Source organism: Mesobacillus sp. ABV4_180 (genome assembly GCF_056158485.1).
Window position 1 is genome coordinate 4,299,549 of the sequence record NZ_JBSWTJ010000001.1, and the last position, 15,811, is coordinate 4,315,359.

Annotated in this window: 18 protein-coding genes and 1 riboswitch; of the genes, 6 read left to right on the forward strand and 12 right to left on the reverse strand. The window is 40.6% G+C overall.

Annotation, left to right across the window (positions count from 1 at the left end):
• Window position 1 precedes the first annotated feature (1 nt).
• Together ACXAEA_RS21855 and ACXAEA_RS21860 are read right to left on the reverse strand one after the other, a co-directional pair.
• Window positions 2-82 (reverse strand): potassium-transporting ATPase subunit F, encoded by an 81-nt coding sequence (locus ACXAEA_RS21855; RefSeq protein WP_474835890.1) that lies wholly within the window; start codon window positions 80-82, stop codon window positions 2-4.
• Window positions 83-206: 124 nt separating this feature from the next.
• The gene (locus tag ACXAEA_RS21860; RefSeq protein ID WP_475097948.1) at window positions 207-611 is read right to left on the reverse strand and encodes a hypothetical protein; all 405 of its coding nucleotides are present in this window, start codon (window positions 609-611) and stop codon (window positions 207-209) included.
• A gap of 404 nt (window positions 612-1,015) precedes the next feature.
• Window positions 1,016-1,155, reverse strand: a riboswitch (cyclic di-AMP (ydaO/yuaA leader).
• Between the two features lie 223 nt (window positions 1,156-1,378).
• On the opposite strand from ACXAEA_RS21860, the gene ACXAEA_RS21865 reads away from it, so the two are divergent.
• A complete protein-coding gene (locus ACXAEA_RS21865) occupies window positions 1,379-1,750 on the forward strand; it encodes a Na-translocating system protein MpsC family protein (protein WP_475097949.1) in 372 nt (123 codons plus the stop codon).
• A 313-nt stretch (window positions 1,751-2,063) separates the two neighbouring features.
• On the opposite strand, the gene ACXAEA_RS21870 is transcribed toward ACXAEA_RS21865, so the two are convergent.
• From ACXAEA_RS21870 to ACXAEA_RS21880, 3 genes are all read right to left on the reverse strand, one after another.
• Entirely contained in the window at window positions 2,064-2,432 is a 369-nt protein-coding gene (locus ACXAEA_RS21870; protein ID WP_475097950.1) for an MmcQ/YjbR family DNA-binding protein, read from the reverse strand.
• A gap of 24 nt (window positions 2,433-2,456) precedes the next feature.
• Complete coding sequence (locus ACXAEA_RS21875; RefSeq protein ID WP_475097951.1) at window positions 2,457-2,852, reverse strand: VOC family protein; 396 nt, start codon at window positions 2,850-2,852, stop codon at window positions 2,457-2,459.
• Window positions 2,853-2,968: 116 nt separating this feature from the next.
• Window positions 2,969-3,451: an Lrp/AsnC family transcriptional regulator gene (locus ACXAEA_RS21880; protein WP_475097952.1), complete on the reverse strand. Its 483-nt coding sequence runs from the start codon at window positions 3,449-3,451 to the stop codon at window positions 2,969-2,971.
• 212 nt (window positions 3,452-3,663) lie between these two features.
• On the opposite strand from ACXAEA_RS21880, the gene ACXAEA_RS21885 reads away from it, so the two are divergent.
• A complete protein-coding gene (locus tag ACXAEA_RS21885) occupies window positions 3,664-4,602 on the forward strand; it encodes a DMT family transporter (protein WP_475097953.1) in 939 nt (312 codons plus the stop codon).
• A 95-nt stretch (window positions 4,603-4,697) separates the two neighbouring features.
• Here ACXAEA_RS21885 and ACXAEA_RS21890 read toward each other — a convergent pair whose 3' ends face one another.
• The 4 genes from ACXAEA_RS21890 to ACXAEA_RS21905 all read right to left on the reverse strand — a co-directional run bounded on the left by ACXAEA_RS21890 (window position 4,698) and on the right by ACXAEA_RS21905 (window position 10,632).
• A complete protein-coding gene (locus ACXAEA_RS21890) occupies window positions 4,698-5,498 on the reverse strand; it encodes a DUF2935 domain-containing protein (RefSeq protein ID WP_475097954.1) in 801 nt (266 codons plus the stop codon).
• 782 nt (window positions 5,499-6,280) lie between these two features.
• Window positions 6,281-7,519, reverse strand: a complete 1,239-nt coding sequence (gene sstT, locus ACXAEA_RS21895; protein ID WP_475097955.1) for a serine/threonine transporter SstT — start codon at window positions 7,517-7,519, stop codon at window positions 6,281-6,283.
• Between the two features lie 383 nt (window positions 7,520-7,902).
• Window positions 7,903-10,122, reverse strand: a complete 2,220-nt coding sequence (gene katG, locus ACXAEA_RS21900; protein WP_475097956.1) for a catalase/peroxidase HPI — start codon at window positions 10,120-10,122, stop codon at window positions 7,903-7,905.
• Window positions 10,123-10,302: 180 nt separating this feature from the next.
• Window positions 10,303-10,632 carry a hypothetical protein gene (locus ACXAEA_RS21905; RefSeq protein WP_474835908.1) on the reverse strand — a complete coding sequence of 110 codons (330 nt, stop codon included), beginning with the start codon at window positions 10,630-10,632 and terminating at the stop codon, window positions 10,303-10,305.
• A gap of 620 nt (window positions 10,633-11,252) precedes the next feature.
• Between ACXAEA_RS21905 and ACXAEA_RS21910 the strand changes: the two genes are divergently transcribed.
• Together ACXAEA_RS21910 and ACXAEA_RS21915 are read left to right on the forward strand one after the other, a co-directional pair.
• Window positions 11,253-11,501: a PepSY domain-containing protein gene (locus tag ACXAEA_RS21910; RefSeq protein ID WP_474835907.1), complete on the forward strand. Its 249-nt coding sequence runs from the start codon at window positions 11,253-11,255 to the stop codon at window positions 11,499-11,501.
• 120 nt (window positions 11,502-11,621) lie between these two features.
• Window positions 11,622-12,053: a dual specificity protein phosphatase family protein gene (locus ACXAEA_RS21915; RefSeq protein ID WP_474835906.1), complete on the forward strand. Its 432-nt coding sequence runs from the start codon at window positions 11,622-11,624 to the stop codon at window positions 12,051-12,053.
• Window positions 12,054-12,265: 212 nt separating this feature from the next.
• Here ACXAEA_RS21915 and ACXAEA_RS21920 read toward each other — a convergent pair whose 3' ends face one another.
• The 3 genes from ACXAEA_RS21920 to ACXAEA_RS21930 all read right to left on the reverse strand — a co-directional run bounded on the left by ACXAEA_RS21920 (window position 12,266) and on the right by ACXAEA_RS21930 (window position 14,107).
• Window positions 12,266-13,234: a tRNA dihydrouridine synthase gene (locus ACXAEA_RS21920; protein WP_475097957.1), complete on the reverse strand. Its 969-nt coding sequence runs from the start codon at window positions 13,232-13,234 to the stop codon at window positions 12,266-12,268.
• A 403-nt stretch (window positions 13,235-13,637) separates the two neighbouring features.
• Complete coding sequence (locus ACXAEA_RS21925) at window positions 13,638-13,841, reverse strand: hypothetical protein (RefSeq protein WP_475097958.1); 204 nt, start codon at window positions 13,839-13,841, stop codon at window positions 13,638-13,640.
• Window positions 13,841-14,107, reverse strand: coding sequence for a hypothetical protein (locus ACXAEA_RS21930; RefSeq protein ID WP_475097959.1), 267 nt, complete (start codon window positions 14,105-14,107; stop codon window positions 13,841-13,843). The genes ACXAEA_RS21925 and ACXAEA_RS21930 overlap by 1 nt, the downstream gene beginning before the upstream one ends.
• Before the next feature lie 301 nt (window positions 14,108-14,408).
• Between ACXAEA_RS21930 and ACXAEA_RS21935 the strand changes: the two genes are divergently transcribed.
• A complete protein-coding gene (locus ACXAEA_RS21935; protein WP_475097960.1) occupies window positions 14,409-14,951 on the forward strand; it encodes a DUF6143 family protein in 543 nt (180 codons plus the stop codon).
• Window positions 14,944-15,501, forward strand: a complete 558-nt coding sequence (locus tag ACXAEA_RS21940) for a DUF6143 family protein (protein WP_475097961.1) — start codon at window positions 14,944-14,946, stop codon at window positions 15,499-15,501. Before ACXAEA_RS21935 ends, ACXAEA_RS21940 begins: the two co-directional genes overlap by 8 nt.
• Window positions 15,502-15,811: the final 310 nt, after the last annotated feature.

Here is a 15,811-nt window from a genome sequence, read left to right on the forward strand (position 1 = left end):
GTTAAAATTTCTCTGGATTCACTAATACATAAAGCAGATAAATCACAACGAGGGATACAACCCCCAATAATAAGGTCATCATTCCATTTCATCTCCTTGGTGAACTATACGGGAAGACCAGCTCGTCAGACCAGCCATCATAAGAGTAAGTACAAGGGATAACCCTACAATCAAAACATCCAACATCCTAAACCCTCCTGATTTCCTTAATGGATTAAAAAAGCGATATTATTGCAGTTTGTATAAATGACATGTTTCACACCAAGGCATTCATATAATTTCTGAGGGTACATCTTGTTTTTCGTAACAACAATGATCGGAGCAAGGGTACTCGTCTGGATTACTTTTGATAGGCTGCATGTATCAGCCAGGCGATCCTCCAGCAGAATGACTTTCATAAACCTTTGTTTTAAGTCCACGAATATGTCTTCCTCTTTTAAATGAATAATGTTATTGATGCCTTTGCTCGTCAGCTCCTGGTTAACCTTTTCATCCGCTGATAAATACACAATAGAATCATTTGCATCAAACTGGTCACAAACACTCAGAAATACTTCATAATTTGGAATGCATACAAGCAGTCCATTATTAAAATCCGCATCCCCGCTCACTTCCTGTTCCTCCTTTTCAAAATTAGCACTTAATAAAATCCACAAATTAATCAGGTCCACTTCCGTATCTAATGCGCTTAATCCCATGCCTTCTTAAAAAAAGGTACAAAAAAAGACCAATGCATCCTTCTTCCCCAAAATTGATGCCACCCAGCTGAATCTAGCTATCTCTCAAAAAATGAGACAGATAAATAACACTGAATGAAACATTCAATTTCCATTGGAGAAAAAGTACACATTGGTCTACCTAACGCCCAGCAAACAACTGAATAGCTGCTTCCTTTGCATTCTGTCATCCATGCAACCTTTTCAAAAATAGGCACAATAAAAAGACCTACATTACACAGTCAAGCTGCTTTTTTCATATTGCTATGAAAAAAGCCCCCTGAATAAGGCGGTCTTATGACCTCCTTCGCTTTAGCCGACGAAGTTAGCTGACGGGTAGGATGGCGAAAGAGTGATCTCATCCCTTCTACATACGTAGAATTAACCCCAAGAAAATGGGTCCTCCGTTCTCACAAGTGAGATTAGGCCGAACTATTTAATTTGTGATTTCGAGGTAATTTTACTCCTGGATGAAAAGTTTGTAAATGGGCAAATAACCTGTTTTTTCGTAAAATTTGACGAAATTATTAGATTTACCTTAAGTTATCTTTAATTTGCTCACTTTCTTTTTGATTTGCTCCCTTTTTCAAACTCTTATTGACAGGTTTTACAGGGATTCATTAATATTACTCTGTAAATATCATGCTTAGGAGGAGTTCTTAATGAGCTCAAAAAAACGCAGGCTTGAAGCAGATTTGAGTGAAGCTTTCATTAAATTGCAAAGAGACCTGATTGGCAGAGGACCACAGGAAACAAAAACGTATATTGTCAATGATATGGTGATCGCCCGTTTCAAAGGTGTATTAACCGTTGAAGAAAAACATTTAGTCAGCCATGATGATGGGAAGAAGCTCGTAAAGAAAATGCGCCAGCTCCTCCGTGAAATGTACAGCAAGAACTTTGAAGAAATTGTGGAACAACATACAAAATGCAAGGTTCTTTCCAGCCATAGTGATATCAGTACAAAACTGGGGGAAAGAATTGAAGTGTTCATAGTGGATAAAGATCTCGAAAAACTGCTGGGCAATGAATAGGATTTTCATAGTTTAGTTGATTAACAGAGCTCGGTCTGTCTCGTTTACTTCTGACCTTTTCAGGCGTAACAGCCTAAGAAATAAATCCTGATATTATCGTTTTTTCTAAATAGCAAATAAATTTAATCAAACGTTTGATTAAATTATTTGTCCTGTTTACAGACATATAAGAAGCACTCTTGTGAACAAAAAAACCCACAAAAGAAAATTTTTTGTGGGTTTTTCACCTTGTTAAATTTACGATATTAATTCGCCTAATATTTTCTGCCTAATATTTTCTGCCTAATATTTTCTGCCTAATATTTTCTGCCTATCATTTCCGGAGCTCGATAAAGTTCTTAACCAAACGCTTCGGTGCTGCTCGTAAATAGGCTTCTTGGATTAAATCCGTCAATTCATCCCAGACTTCGCTTTCAGGATTTTGAATAGATACCCAACCATGATGTCCTATGTATGGGGCTTTATAAAAATGCTCTTTTTGCAGCAATAATTGTTGTGTTTCGCGATCAGACTTGAACGACAAGCTGAATCCTTTGTCATCTTCTCCTGATATCACGAAAGATTTCCCATTGATTTTAAACGTATTGTGCCCAAAGCCGTCAATATGCTCAACTGCCTCGGGCAGTGCAAGACAGATAGTGCGCACATTTTCAAGCGTACTTGACGTCCCTTTAGATTTCACGCTTTTCTACACCTATCATAGTTTCTATTTTGCATTCTCATCAGGCTGATGAATCCCGAATACATTACCTTCAGTATCGAGATAATACCCTTGCCACGCCATTCCAGGAAGGGCATATTTCGGCACTGCGACCTTGCCATCATTCTCGAGGATTTTCGCTTCTGTTGCGTCGTAATCTTCTACTCCCATGGTGCAGGAGAATCCATTCAATGCCTGGTTTGGTTCTGGTGGAGCACTTTTCCGCTGCATCAATGCGCCATTGATCCCAGGTTCTTTCTCATCGCCAGTCACAGCCCCGAAGTAAGGCATTCCGGCATACTCACTCCAATCCTGAAATGACCATCCAAATACCTCTCCATAAAACTTCTTTGCCCTCTCCATATCACTTACATGGATTTCAAAATGAACTAATCTTCCCATGATTACCTCCAGATTTTATATTTAGATGCTATTATGTATATCTTGAGGATACTTCTTTATTATAGGACAGTTGTGGGAATATATTCAATTTTTACAAAAATCTAAATTCTGTCGCGTTATTCATCCTCGCGAATCGGCAGCACCGTCGAATCCTTTATCCCTCTCAAGGCAAGACTTGTCTGGATCTTGGTTATCCCCAGTTCATTCAGCTTTCTGATAAACATCTCAAGTTCCTTGCGATCCTTGCACGCCACCTTTAACAGATAATCGTATTCGCCTGTTAAGCAATGACACTCCAAAACTTCCTTCATCGATTCCAATGTCGCCTCCAGTGCTTCCAGCTTTTCGGCCTGATGCATATTGGTGCTCATGAAAACAAAGCACAGCAAGTCAAAGCCCAGCTTCTCATGGTTCAAGATAGCCACTTGCTTTTTGATATACCCTTCAGCTTCCAGCCGCTTGATTCTGGCGTGGACAGCCGGCGCAGATAGATTCACTCGTTTTGAGAGTTCCAGATTGCTTAGCTGCGCGTCCTTTTGAAGCAAATCGAGGATTTTTATATCCACATTGTCCAATACCTTGCTAACGATTGATTCCACGACCTGATCCCCTTTTTCAATTATTCAAAAAAGCCGCTTAATAACAATACGAAAATGAATTTTTCAAACTAATAATCTATAACACTTTCGTTTATTTCGAATTAATCCAATTATACAAAATATCCTTTCGTTACAGAATGTAAATGTTAAAATAATTCATATAAGCAATGTCATTGTGCACAATGGCTCTTTGAGAAAAGGAGCTAAATGACGTGAAATATTATTGGTTATTACTTCTGACCAGCTTTCTTTGGGGCGGTAATTTTATCGTGGGAAAAACGCTTGTGGAGCATGCTTCCCCTGCCACCTTGACCATTCTAAGATGGGCCATTGCGATTATCTGTCTGGTTCCGCTTGTCTGGTGGAAAGAAAAAAAGCTGATACCTCCAAAAGAATCGATCCTGCCATTATTTTTAATGGGAATCACCGGAGTCGCCATGTTTCAGGCCTTTCAGTTTATGGCCCTTGAACAAACCTCGGCTACGAACGTCGGCTTAATCTCGACATTAAACATGTTTTCAATCGCTGCATTCTCGTTCATTTTTCTAAAAGAGAGAATAAATTCTCTTCAGTTCTTCTCAATGATCATCTCACTATTCGGCGTTTTGCTCGTTCTGTCAAAAGGAAATTTCGATTTATTGTTTTCATTGCAGTTCAACACCGGGGATCTATACATGATGGTCGCTGTGGGCATGTGGGGAATTTATTCCGTTTGCAGCAAATGGGCGATGGCAACCGTCACGCCGATGATGTCCATCCTCTACTCAGGCATTTTCGGACTTCTCGTCCTTCTTCCATTTACAATCTCAGATTTCACTATAACAAACGTAAATGCATCGTTCATTCAATCCATTTTATATACAGGCCTGATTTCAACAGTCCTTTGTATGGTTCTCTGGAATATCGGAGTGAACAAACTCGGACCAAGCACATCCGGGCTGTTCCTGAATTTCAACCCAATCTTCACAGCCATTTTAGCTTTTGCTTTTCTAGGCGAGCAAATGACCTGGATTCAAGCTGCTGGCAGCATCATCGTCATTGCAGGCTGCTTCTTGTTCACCATTTTGAAGAATCACAGGGACGGTTCTTCTGTTTTCAATCTACTTAAACGAAATCGACCCCAGAGTATGAGAAATGCGCATCTCAATTGAGTGCGCATTTTTAAGCTTATCTTCCAATTGAAACATAGGGACGGTTCTCTTGTTTCAAAATGAAACAAGAGAACCGTCCCTGTGTTTTTAAACCCCTATCCTTGCATCTTCTGCCCTTTCAGACTGGCTTCGAATAAATCGATGATTTCCAGGAACCGTTCTGCTTCCCGGAAAGTATGATCAGCTAAAAGTGGATGGATATTGCTCTTTATACGGCAGGCTTCAATTAATTCTCTGGCTGTTTTCTTGAAATCCCTTAGTGAAGCAACGGATACTCTGTTTTGGTCCAGGAAATGATCCAGGATTGGTACTGTTTCTGATTGCGGACGCATTGAATCTAGATCAACCGCCTGAAACACCAATTGATCGAAATCATGGCTGAATTCCTTCGCCTGTTCGACGAGCTTTCGTTCCGAAGGATCTAACAGGTGTCCGATAAATTTAGCATGGTCAGCCATGATCCTTAGGAAAAAGACATTCTCTGCGATAATTGCCTCAGGCTCAGGTGCCAGTTTCCCTTCATTCAGCTCTTTTAACCGATTCGCGAAATAAGCCGCTTCCCTGCTTATATGATCGATCAACAATGGGAAGTTATTCGACCGAATTTCACAACGTAAAGTCAATCCCAGCACTTTTCTTTTGTAAGCCCAAATGGCAGCAGCTGCTTGATAAACCTCATTGTTAAACGCTTGAACCAGACGTATATCTGAGTTTACGGAAAATCTGGCCAGCTTCTCCTCGATTCTTTCAAAAAGAGTAATAAACTGCTGCGCTTCTGCGATCAATTGTTTCTGTTCATAGGTAAACCCTAAGCTAAGAAATAATGCATGTTCCTTCATGATCCTCGACCAAAACGCAATTTCATCCAATGACCTCGCAACAATTGGATTTGCCATCCAATCACCCCTTCTCCATAATTCCACCACCATTTATATGTTATATTTTTCTCGCTTATTCTTCTGTTCCCTAAACATTATCTATGCTAAATTTCAGAAACTGAAATATCTGTGCTTGTATCAATGAACCGATCATCAATTAGCAAGATATAAAGCACTCTCTAAATATCCTTCTATTGAAATAATAGTTTGAGTTAGTAGTAACACCGTAACGGTTCCGGAGTTTCGTATGAGACTAGGGAACCGACATTTAATTTCCCCTTAAAGCAGCAAAAAATATTTTCCCTGCTTTAATCTAATTAGAAAAGGATTTTCCAATGATCCGGTTGTATTCCTCCTCACTTAAAATCCCTATCTTCCGGCAAATTGTTGAATAGAGCAAAATTTTCTTCTGAATACGTGAATTCCTCATTCGAATCACTCCATTTTCTATATATATACTCTAAATTCGACAAAAGGTTTCCATTAAGCAAAAAAAATTCTTTAGTAAAACTTTCTGTCTCCACACCAAATCAAAATGGGCGAGATGTACCCAGTGCTACTCAAATTCCACCCGATTCCCGAGGAAGGAAATCTCATCAAGTGCTGAACTCTGGACAAATGACCCACAATGATCTACCTAAAATCAATGAACAGCTTTGAAAATACCTTGTAAAAAATACAAAAAGGCAACCCCGTAAAAAGGAGTTGCCTTCTTTTAACATGAGCTGAGAAACACACTCAACCTTTGGTAATTATATTTTGCAATCCTGGCTAGATGTCCGTCCATTTTGGCAGCTATATTAAGCTGCTTTTTTAACTTCAATCGTTTTTCCTGCTTTACGCCAATCTTTAAATTCCGCTGCAGCTGTGAAAAGAACGTCAGTCGATGAATTAAGAGCTGTTTCAAAAGAGTCCTGTAAAACACCAATGATGAAACCTACAGCAACCACCTGCATGGCGACATCATTCGGGATGCCGAACAAGCTGGATGCGAGAGGGATCAGCAACAGGGATCCGCCGGCAACTCCTGAAGCACCCGCAGCACTGATGGCAGCCATAACACTTAGAATGATGGCAGTAGGAATATCCACCTGAATGCCAAGTGTATGGACAGCAGCCAGTGTCATAACAGAGATCGTAACGGCTGCTCCAGCCATATTGATGGTTGCGCCTAATGGAATGGAAACAGAATATGAATCTTTGTCCAGGCCTAAATCCTCACAAATTTTAATATTAACCGGGATATTTGAAGCTGAACTGCGTGTAAAGAACGCTGTAATACCACTTTCTTTCAAACATTTAAAGACAAGCGGATATGGATTTTGCCTGATCATCGTGAAAACGATGATTGGATTGACGACAAGGGCCACAACAAGCATACATCCAATCAGGACCGCAAGCAATTTGCCATAGCTAAGCAAAGAACTAAGTCCGTTTGTTGTAATTGATTCAAATACAAGACCCATGATCCCCAGCGGAGCGAATTTAATCACCCAAGTGACGATTTTGGACATGGCATCGGATAAATTGCCTATCACTGTTTTCGTTGAATCAGCTGCATTTTTCAGAGCAAGACCAATCAGGACTGCCCAGGCTAAAATACCGATATAATTAGCATTCATAATAGCGTTAACCGGGTTATCAACAATGTTGAGCAATACAGTTTTAAGAACCTCAACTACACTTCCTGGAGGCGTCATTCCCTCAGCACCGGCTGTAAGCTTCAAGCTAACCGGGAACATGAAACTAGCAATAACCGCAATAAGTCCGGCTGAGAATGTTCCTAATAGATATAGAGATATAATCGTTTTCATATTTGTTTTCTGTCCGCGTTTATGCTGGGCAATCGCCGACATTACCAGGAATAATACTAGTACAGGGGCAACTGCTTTCAGGGCACCTACAAATAAAGACCCAAAAATAGCAACCGGCTTTGCAAGGCCCGGGATTGTTAATGCTAGGATAACACCAATTAACATACCCAAAATGATCTGTTTCACCAGGCTTACTTGATTCCACTTCTTCAGTAAATCTTTCATCGTCATCTCCCCCAGTAGTATGTTCATTTACCTGTTTAGTTGTTTTTTAGTAGAATCCAACATTGTCCACTATAAAAACACAACTGTCCTCTTCCTGTGTATTATAGACGTTAAAAAGGTATATCACAATATAAAAATTATAATATACAAAAAGTTTTAACTATCTAAATACTCAGTTAATCATACCTCAAATTGAATACAACTGTTAATAGATAAATCTTCCCAAGAAACACAAAAACAGAGGGACGGTTCTACTGTTTCAAAAATTGCAAAATGAATAGCATTTGAAAACAGTAGAACCGTCCCCGTGTTTCCCCGTGTTTCCAGCAAAAAATAAATAGCAGACCAATTATTGATCTGCTATCTACAAAACTATTGATTTATTAATGCCGCAGCGCCATTTCTGAGGTCTCGCGGGTCTGTTCATTCAGGTCAAAACGGTCGGCGTTCATGACCTTGACCCAGGCAGAAATAAAGTCTCGCACAAACTTCTCTTTGTTATCGTCTTGAGCATACACTTCGGCAATCGCACGCAGCTGTGAGTTTGAACCGAATACCAGGTCAACTCTGGTGGCTGTACGAACAACTTCACCTGACTTGCGGTCACGTCCTTCATATACTCCGCCATCAGCCGGCTTCCATTCCACTCCCATATCGAGTAAGTTCACAAAGAAATCATTCGTCAGTGTGCCGACGGAATCAGTGAATACGCCGTGTTTTGTGCCGCCATGGTTCGTGCCGAGGACACGCATCCCGCCAATTAGCACCGTCATTTCTGGTGCACTAAGGTTTAACAGCTGCGCCTTGTCCAGGAAAAGCTCTTCCGGACTCACACCATACTGCTTTTTCTGGAAATTGCGGAATCCGTCGGCATAGGGCTCCAGCACCGCAAAGCCTTCTACATCTGTTTGCTCTTCCGTCGCATCCCCACGTCCAGGAGCAAATGGAACTGTTACATCAAAGCCTGCATTTCGAGCGGCTTTCTCGATCGCAGCGCATCCGCCTAGGACAATCAAGTCAGCAAGACTGACTTCCTGATCCAGTTGACTTCGGATGTCTTCGAGTACACCAATCACCTTTGAAAGCTGTTCTGGCTGATTCACTTCCCAATCCTTTTGCGGTGCCAGACGGATACGGGCACCATTCGCTCCTCCGCGGAAATCCGAGCCTCGGAACGTACTTGCTGAAGCCCAGGCAGTCGTAACTAACTCGCCGATTGAAAGACTAGAGTCAAGGATTATTTCTTTGATCTTTTCTGCATCTTCATCCGTTAATTCATAATCAACAGCTGGAACAGGATCCTGCCAGACAAAGTCTTCTTCTGGAACTTCCGGACCTTTATACCTTGATTTAGGGCCCATATCACGATGTAATAATTTGAACCACGCATGCGCAAATGCATCAGCAAACTCTTCTGGATTCTGATGGAATCGGCGGGCGATTTTTTCGTAATCCGGATCATGGCGCAAAGCAATATCGGTCGTAAGCATCATGGTTGGAACTTTTACAGATGGATCTTCCGCATCCGGTGCAAGATCCTTCTCAGCAGGATCCACAGCCAGCCATTGATAGGCACCTGCCGGACTCTTTGTCAGCCACCATTCGTATCCGAACAATAAATCAAAGTAACCATTATCCCACTGTGTTGGATTTGCCGTCCAGGCTCCTTCCAAACCGCTCGTAATCGTATCACGTCCCTTGCCGCTGCCGTATGCGTTTTTCCAGCCTAGGCCAAGCTCTTCGATTGAAGCAGCTTCAGGCTCCGGACCAACATTGGCCGCGTCTCCTGCACCGTGGGCTTTGCCAAAAGTATGGCCTCCAGCGATCAGTGCTACCGTTTCTTCATCGTTCATTCCCATTCGCGCAAAAGTTTCGCGTATGTCCCTAGCCGCTGCGATTGGATCCGGCTTACCATTCGGGCCTTCCGGGTTCACATAAATAAGACCCATTTGCACGGCAGCAAGCGGATTCTCAAGCTCGCGATCACCGGCATAACGTTTATCGCCAAGCCATTCTGATTCAACACCCCAGTAAGTGTCTTCCTCCGGATGCCAAATATCCGGCCTTCCTGCACCAAAGCCGGCTGTCTTGCCGCCCATGGACTCAATAGCCACATTGCCTGCCAGCAACATCAAGTCAGCCCAGGAAATCTTGCTGCCATACTTTTGCTTGATCGGCCATAGAAGTCGGCGGGCTTTATCAAGGTTCCCGTTGTCAGGCCAGCTGTTAAGCGGTGCAAAGCGCTGTGAACCAGTTCCGCCTCCGCCGCGTCCGTCACCTATACGATACGTTCCCGCGGAATGCCAGGCCATCCTGATGAATAATGGCCCATAATGTCCGTAGTCAGCCGGCCACCAGTCCTGACTGGTTGTCATGAGGTCGTTAAGATCCTTCTTCAGAGCATCATAGTCCAGCTTTTTAAATTCTTCCGTATAGTTAAAATCTTCTCCCATAGGGTTGGATTTTCGATCATGCTGATGGAGAATATTCAATTGCAGCTGGTTCGGCCACCAGTCCCGATTCGTCGTCCCACTGGTTTTATGACTAGTAGCACCCCCGTGCGTAAACGGGCATTTCCCAACCTTTGCAGTATCCTTGTCCATTTTCTTTCCCCTTTCGTTAAAGTAAAAATGAATTAAACTTTGAACATTAATAAATATGAACGGGACAAGGGATTTATTATCTATAATTGGAATCTTTTATGATTAGAAGCGAATGAGGGTGTATTGGGGGTTAACATAAGGCTGGATATAGATGAAAGATATAGTGACTTTTATTAAATGCTAGCCAAAATACACTTCAACACTTTTTTCTTTCTGTGCAGTTTCCAAACAGTTTTTTATAAAATTCAGGATTTGTTTCTGATCCCAAGATACGCAATCACTTTCTGACAGGGAATCACCCGTTTTAAATAATTTCTTATATTCATTCAAAGCCTTTTCAAATTGTTGGATCGAGAAGACCGAACTCTTACCTGATCCACTAACTCCTGCATAGAACTGATAGGCATCAAGTAAACTGTACAGCAGGATTGCATTGCGATTCCCCATGCTAAAACGGGCATAAGCGATTTCTTTCCTCGCTTTATTTATGCCGTATATATCATGACCCATATATAATCCTCCTTTAAATTGAAAATGTAATGTTATATAAATCTCAGAAGTGTTGGTTAGTAGCTTACATGGATCACCACTCCTTTCGCATTTGTATAAAAATAAAAACTATGGTTCAAACATTATGAAAGGATACGAGATGGCTTTGACAGAAGATACGATAATTTAATAAAGGCATTATTGTTTTAATGGAGTAAATTACGAGAGCGAGATGGGAGAAGATTTCAGGAGTCATTATTTTTTTGCTGTTCTTCCTACTAAATCAAATCATACCATACTGAGTATTAATTAAATTTAGATTTTTTTAATGTTATCAACAATTATGTGAACGCTCTCTTCACTTACGTTAAAAAGGCAGCACCCATAAGGGCTTGTTGCCTGATAATTCATTCCAATCTGGATCAAAAAAACAAACTGGCAGCTGGCATCCAAGTTAATAAAACACGTTCTTTCCCTTCATGGCCAAGAGTAGAAATAGATTCAATGCCCCTGGCTGTTTTTCTACAACTTTAGCTGTCCTTTCTTTCTACAACAATAAGTACTTCAATTTCAATCACCAGCAGTTTAACAAATACATATGGTGAAATGATTAGACTTTTTATTGAGGAGGAGATTTTCAAATGTATGGAAATTTTTATTATGGACAGCCGGCACCAATGTATAGGCAAAAAATCACAAAGCAACAAGCCCAAGAAATTGCCGTAAAACGTGTACCTGGGGAAATTGTGCACGTAGATATGGATTTAGAAAATGGTGTTTTAGTTTATGAAGTCTTCATATTAACTCCAGAAAACAGAATATTTGAAGTGGAGATTCTTGCAAAGTCAGGCAAAATCATAAAAATTGATGAAGAAAATGATTTTGATTAACGCACTGGCTTCTCGGACTATCTGATGATGAAAGAGGTCTAAAATCCGATTACAAGACTGGATGGAATTCTTAATGCTTAATTGAAGCAACCCAGTAAACCAGGGAGGGAAACTTATAAGATGAGTTTTGTGGAAATGATTCCAAATAGACTCTATATAGGTGGACGGATTTCAGCAACTGACTGGGACTTTATCTACAACAATATAACTGCTATTGTAAATCTCCGAACTAAACCGGATCGACCTCCTTTTACTCTTGAAATAATGATGATTTGGGCTCCACTTAATGTACGGGTTGCTCCATCTATAGAGTGGGTTGTTAATTTAATGCAGTATTTAAATCGGTTAATGGATTCGGGACATACGATCTTAATACATGATACTATTGGTAAAGAGCGTTTAGGTTTTGTTATTACAGCTTTTTATATGCAAAAGTATCGTTTACGGCGAGATCAAGCCCTTCTTACGGTTAGACAGAAGAAGGCTGATATTAAACCGCCAGCTGATTACATGAGACTATTGCTTCATTTTGAAAACTATTTGTACGGCTAGCAACTCTTAATTAAAGTTTAGTTGTATAGTTGAATCGATAAAGCCCCCTTGGCTTAAAGGGGGCTTTATCAATTGATCTTTCCTTACGAGCAGTGAACATCACTCTACAAGCGTGGGCTGTAATTCTAAAACAAGTTAAGTTGATGATTTCTCTAAATAAACGAACGGAACCAGTATTACCTGATTCCGTCAGCAACTTCATGCTTCCACTTTCAATCAAGATTCTTTGTCGCAAATTGATCAAGCAATTCACGCACTTCATCTGTTGACTTTGTGTTCATTAATTGATTTCTTAATCCACTCGCCCCATGGAATCCTTTGACATAGATTTTGAAAAAGCGATGAAGAGCCGTAAACGGCCGCAGCTCTAAATGTGAATACTTATCATGGAGATCCATATGCAATCGTAAAAGATCAAGCAGTTCCTCACTGCTATGATCTTTCTTCTCCATTTCAAAGGCAAACGGATTATGGAATATGCCGCGCCCAATCATAACCCCATCAACGCCATATTGCTCAACCAACTTCAAGCCAGTTTGTCGGTCAGGGATATCCCCATTGATTGTCAAAAGGGTATCTGGTGCAACTTCATCGCGAAGTTTTTTAATCTCCGGGATCAGCTCCCAATGCGCAGGCACTTTGCTCATTTCTTCCCTTGTACGCAGGTGGATGGAAAGATTCGCAATGTCCTGCTCCAGAATGTGTTTCAGCCAGGTCTTCCATTCGTCTACTTCCGTGAAACCAAGTCTTGTTTTTACACTTACAGGCAATCCGCCTGCCTTTGCCGCTTGTATTAGTTCAGCCGCAACTTCCGGGCGACGGATCAGGCCGCTTCCTTTCCCATTCTGTGTCACATTGGGTACCGGGCAGCCCATATTGATATCCAGACCCTTAAAACCCATTTCCGCCATGCCAATACTCATTTGACGAAAATATTCAGGCTTGTCCCCCCAGATATGGGCGACAATTGGCTGTTCATCCTCAGTAAAAGTCAAACGGCCTCGCACACTCTTGATTCCCTCTGGATGACAATAACTATCACTGTTTGTAAACTCTGTGAAAAACACATCCGGTCTTGCTGCCTCACTCACCACATGGCGAAAAACAACATCCGTCACTTCTTCCATTGGTGCCAGTATAAAAAATGGCCGTGGTAAATCACGCCAAAAATTTTCTTTCATGAATTTGTTCAAATCCTCTCATCATGGGATCACAAACCTTCCCCAAAATTAAAAAGCAGAATGCTCCTGCTCCATTTACACTTATACCATGCTTATGCACTTTTTATCAAACTAATGGAAATGGTAATTTAAACTTCACGACTCTGTACATCATATAGCATTCCACTGACCGAGTTAAAATAATATTTTGCTAATTAGAAAAATGGGGTTGAGCACTGGATCAACAATCGTTTAACAGCAAAAAGACCCTGAATGAGTTCAGGGTCGGCCTTGCAGAAGTTTATTTTTGGGATAACACATATAGCTCTTGATTTATGCTGTAGCTATTTATTTTCACCTGGAAATAACATAGCAATAATGACAATATCATTTTTATTTTGTCTAAAATAAATTTGGAACTTCTTTATAACAATTCTTGAAATCCCTTTGTATTTTCCAAATTCCTCAGTATAGGTTTTTCAAGTATAGGATTTTTTAATAAATCCTCTATTTCTAATACAAGTTGTGAAATAAAATCGAGAGTTTCTTCTGGTGTAAATTTTGAACTTCTAAATCCAATTAGTTTCCCTCTCACAGTGGGAGTCCAAACCACATTACGGGTTCCCATTACTTAAAATCCTTTACTGATAAAGATTTTATAAGGTCTGAGGTAGTCAATACATTTCCATTCTTGTATTGTTCTGCACTTTCATTAAACATTATTTCAAGCTGCGGATTTTTCATAGCATCTGCTTCTATTGTTTGATTGTCTTCCTCTTGAAGAACAAGAGTAAACCGACCTTTTCCCGGTACTGAAAATTGTAATACAGAGTTTTCACTATCCATATTATCAATGTATTTCATGAGTTCCTCTGAAGACAGAACCTTATTCATTTTATCGCCGCCGATTGAGGGATATTTATTTCATATAATACCACATACCAATGATTCAAGAAATAACACCGACATATCAAAATAAAAACGTAAAAAAGGCAACTCCCAGAGGATTAGTTACCTTTCTTGGAAATAAGTTGTGCTACAGACTCAAAATGTCCCGAGTGAATGTGGCAACACATGAGGTGGAGTTAGAGTTTACTTATTCATATTTATTAGCGGAGAATATAATCAATTTGAACAATTGCCTATACTGTTTCATATTGTATAATCATGAGAATGCACAGTTAGGAGCAATGGTATGCCAAATGAAATGGATAAACAGCCAATTGAAGTGGTGAATATAACCAGTCCAGCCTTAAATTCAAAACGAGGAAAATACTTTATAGGCAAAACCGGATTACTGAATTTCGGCGGTGGATATTACGCCTGGGGCGGCATCGTAAATCCGGTTGATTCTGGAGTCAATTTATATATCGATATTTTTACGATTACAAACTTCTCAAATCAAAATTTCATCAGCGAAATCTGGTTAAACGCCGATCCGCCCAAGAAAGCAGCAGTCTCCACCAATATAACTCCAACAAACCAGGCTATTTCACCTTCCCCACTACCAAAGGCGGTAATGAAATATGCTGGTTATTCTTCCGAGCCCATGGCAAAAGGTGTAAATATTTTTGATAGAATTGTTACTCAAAATTCCACCCTTGTAAGCGATTCACACAATGGCTCTATTATTATTGGTCCTGGAGACTCCTTCTCAATACTTCTAAGACCGCCTGGATATCAATACATCACAGGGACAATCGTTTTGACCTGGTGGGAGGAAGCGGCCAATGCATGATTATGAGAAAGCAGATATGGACTTTGAGCAAAAACAACCCCATGAGGTCACGGTATTGCCCGAAAATGTATATCATTCCTATCTTGGCGAGTACTTTTTGGGTCAAACTAATCTCATATCCTTTGGAGGTGGGTACAATGGATGGGGCAGTCTAATCAATCCGGCGGACTCAAAAGTAAATATGTTTTTGAACGCTTATACCATTACCAACTATTCCAATGAACCATTGACAACTGAAGCTTGGCTAAGCAGCATTCTTCCAGGAAGAGGAAGAACATCGCCATATTTTGCAGCCGGGAACCAGGCCATTATTCCTCCGCCAATGCCCAAGATTGAAATCAAAAGCGCCAGCTTCGTATCAGGAAAACCAAGCGGCGGTACTTACGCTTTTGTGAGAAGGGTTGAACCGATGGTTACCCTTACAAAACATGATTTTCAAGGTATGTTTATCATCCCTCCAGGAAGTTCCTTTTCCTTGCTCTTTCCGTCCCCTGGAAAAAGCCAGGTACATGCAAGAGTTGCCTTTGGCTGGTGGGAGGAAGAAGCATAATCAATATCCAAAGGACGTAACACCTTTTGTTTTCTTTGGCGAAAGCATGGAACTAGAAGGATAACAGGATTACTTCATACCAACGAAGACGGCTTTTCATACGATAAAAAGCCGTCTTTACTATGCTATCTCTCATTCCATGGCGGTGATTTAAAGCCCCATCAAAAATACCCATAAGCAATAATTTTTTAAATATTCTGTACACTAATTAAATACTTAGTCTATAATTTTCATATCAACGTTTAAGGAGGAATTTCAATGAGAAATATCATGAACCAAACCGTACAAACATATAAGGGGGAAACACTTC

Bases quoted from the DNA above. Each gene is read 5' to 3' on its own strand.
- ACXAEA_RS21855 (WP_474835890.1), bottom strand. From the start codon at position 82: ATGATGACCTTATTATTGGGGGTTGTATCCCTCGTTGTGATTTATCTG.
- ACXAEA_RS21865 (WP_475097949.1), top strand. From the start codon at position 1,379: ATGAGCTCAAAAAAACGCAGGCTTGAAGCAGATTTGAGTGAAGCTTTC.
- ACXAEA_RS21875 (WP_475097951.1), bottom strand. From the start codon at position 2,852: ATGGGAAGATTAGTTCATTTTGAAATCCATGTAAGTGATATGGAGAGG.
- ACXAEA_RS21890 (WP_475097954.1), bottom strand. From the start codon at position 5,498: ATGGCAAATCCAATTGTTGCGAGGTCATTGGATGAAATTGCGTTTTGG.
- sstT (WP_475097955.1), bottom strand. From the start codon at position 7,519: ATGAAAGATTTACTGAAGAAGTGGAATCAAGTAAGCCTGGTGAAACAG.
- katG (WP_475097956.1), bottom strand. From the start codon at position 10,122: ATGGACAAGGATACTGCAAAGGTTGGGAAATGCCCGTTTACGCACGGG.
- ACXAEA_RS21905 (WP_474835908.1), bottom strand. From the start codon at position 10,632: ATGGGTCATGATATATACGGCATAAATAAAGCGAGGAAAGAAATCGCT.
- ACXAEA_RS21910 (WP_474835907.1), top strand. From the start codon at position 11,253: ATGTATGGAAATTTTTATTATGGACAGCCGGCACCAATGTATAGGCAA.
- ACXAEA_RS21915 (WP_474835906.1), top strand. From the start codon at position 11,622: ATGAGTTTTGTGGAAATGATTCCAAATAGACTCTATATAGGTGGACGG.
- ACXAEA_RS21920 (WP_475097957.1), bottom strand. From the start codon at position 13,234: ATGAAAGAAAATTTTTGGCGTGATTTACCACGGCCATTTTTTATACTG.
- ACXAEA_RS21925 (WP_475097958.1), bottom strand. From the start codon at position 13,841: ATGGGAACCCGTAATGTGGTTTGGACTCCCACTGTGAGAGGGAAACTA.
- ACXAEA_RS21930 (WP_475097959.1), bottom strand. From the start codon at position 14,107: ATGAATAAGGTTCTGTCTTCAGAGGAACTCATGAAATACATTGATAAT.
- ACXAEA_RS21935 (WP_475097960.1), top strand. From the start codon at position 14,409: ATGCCAAATGAAATGGATAAACAGCCAATTGAAGTGGTGAATATAACC.
- ACXAEA_RS21940 (WP_475097961.1), top strand. From the start codon at position 14,944: ATGCATGATTATGAGAAAGCAGATATGGACTTTGAGCAAAAACAACCC.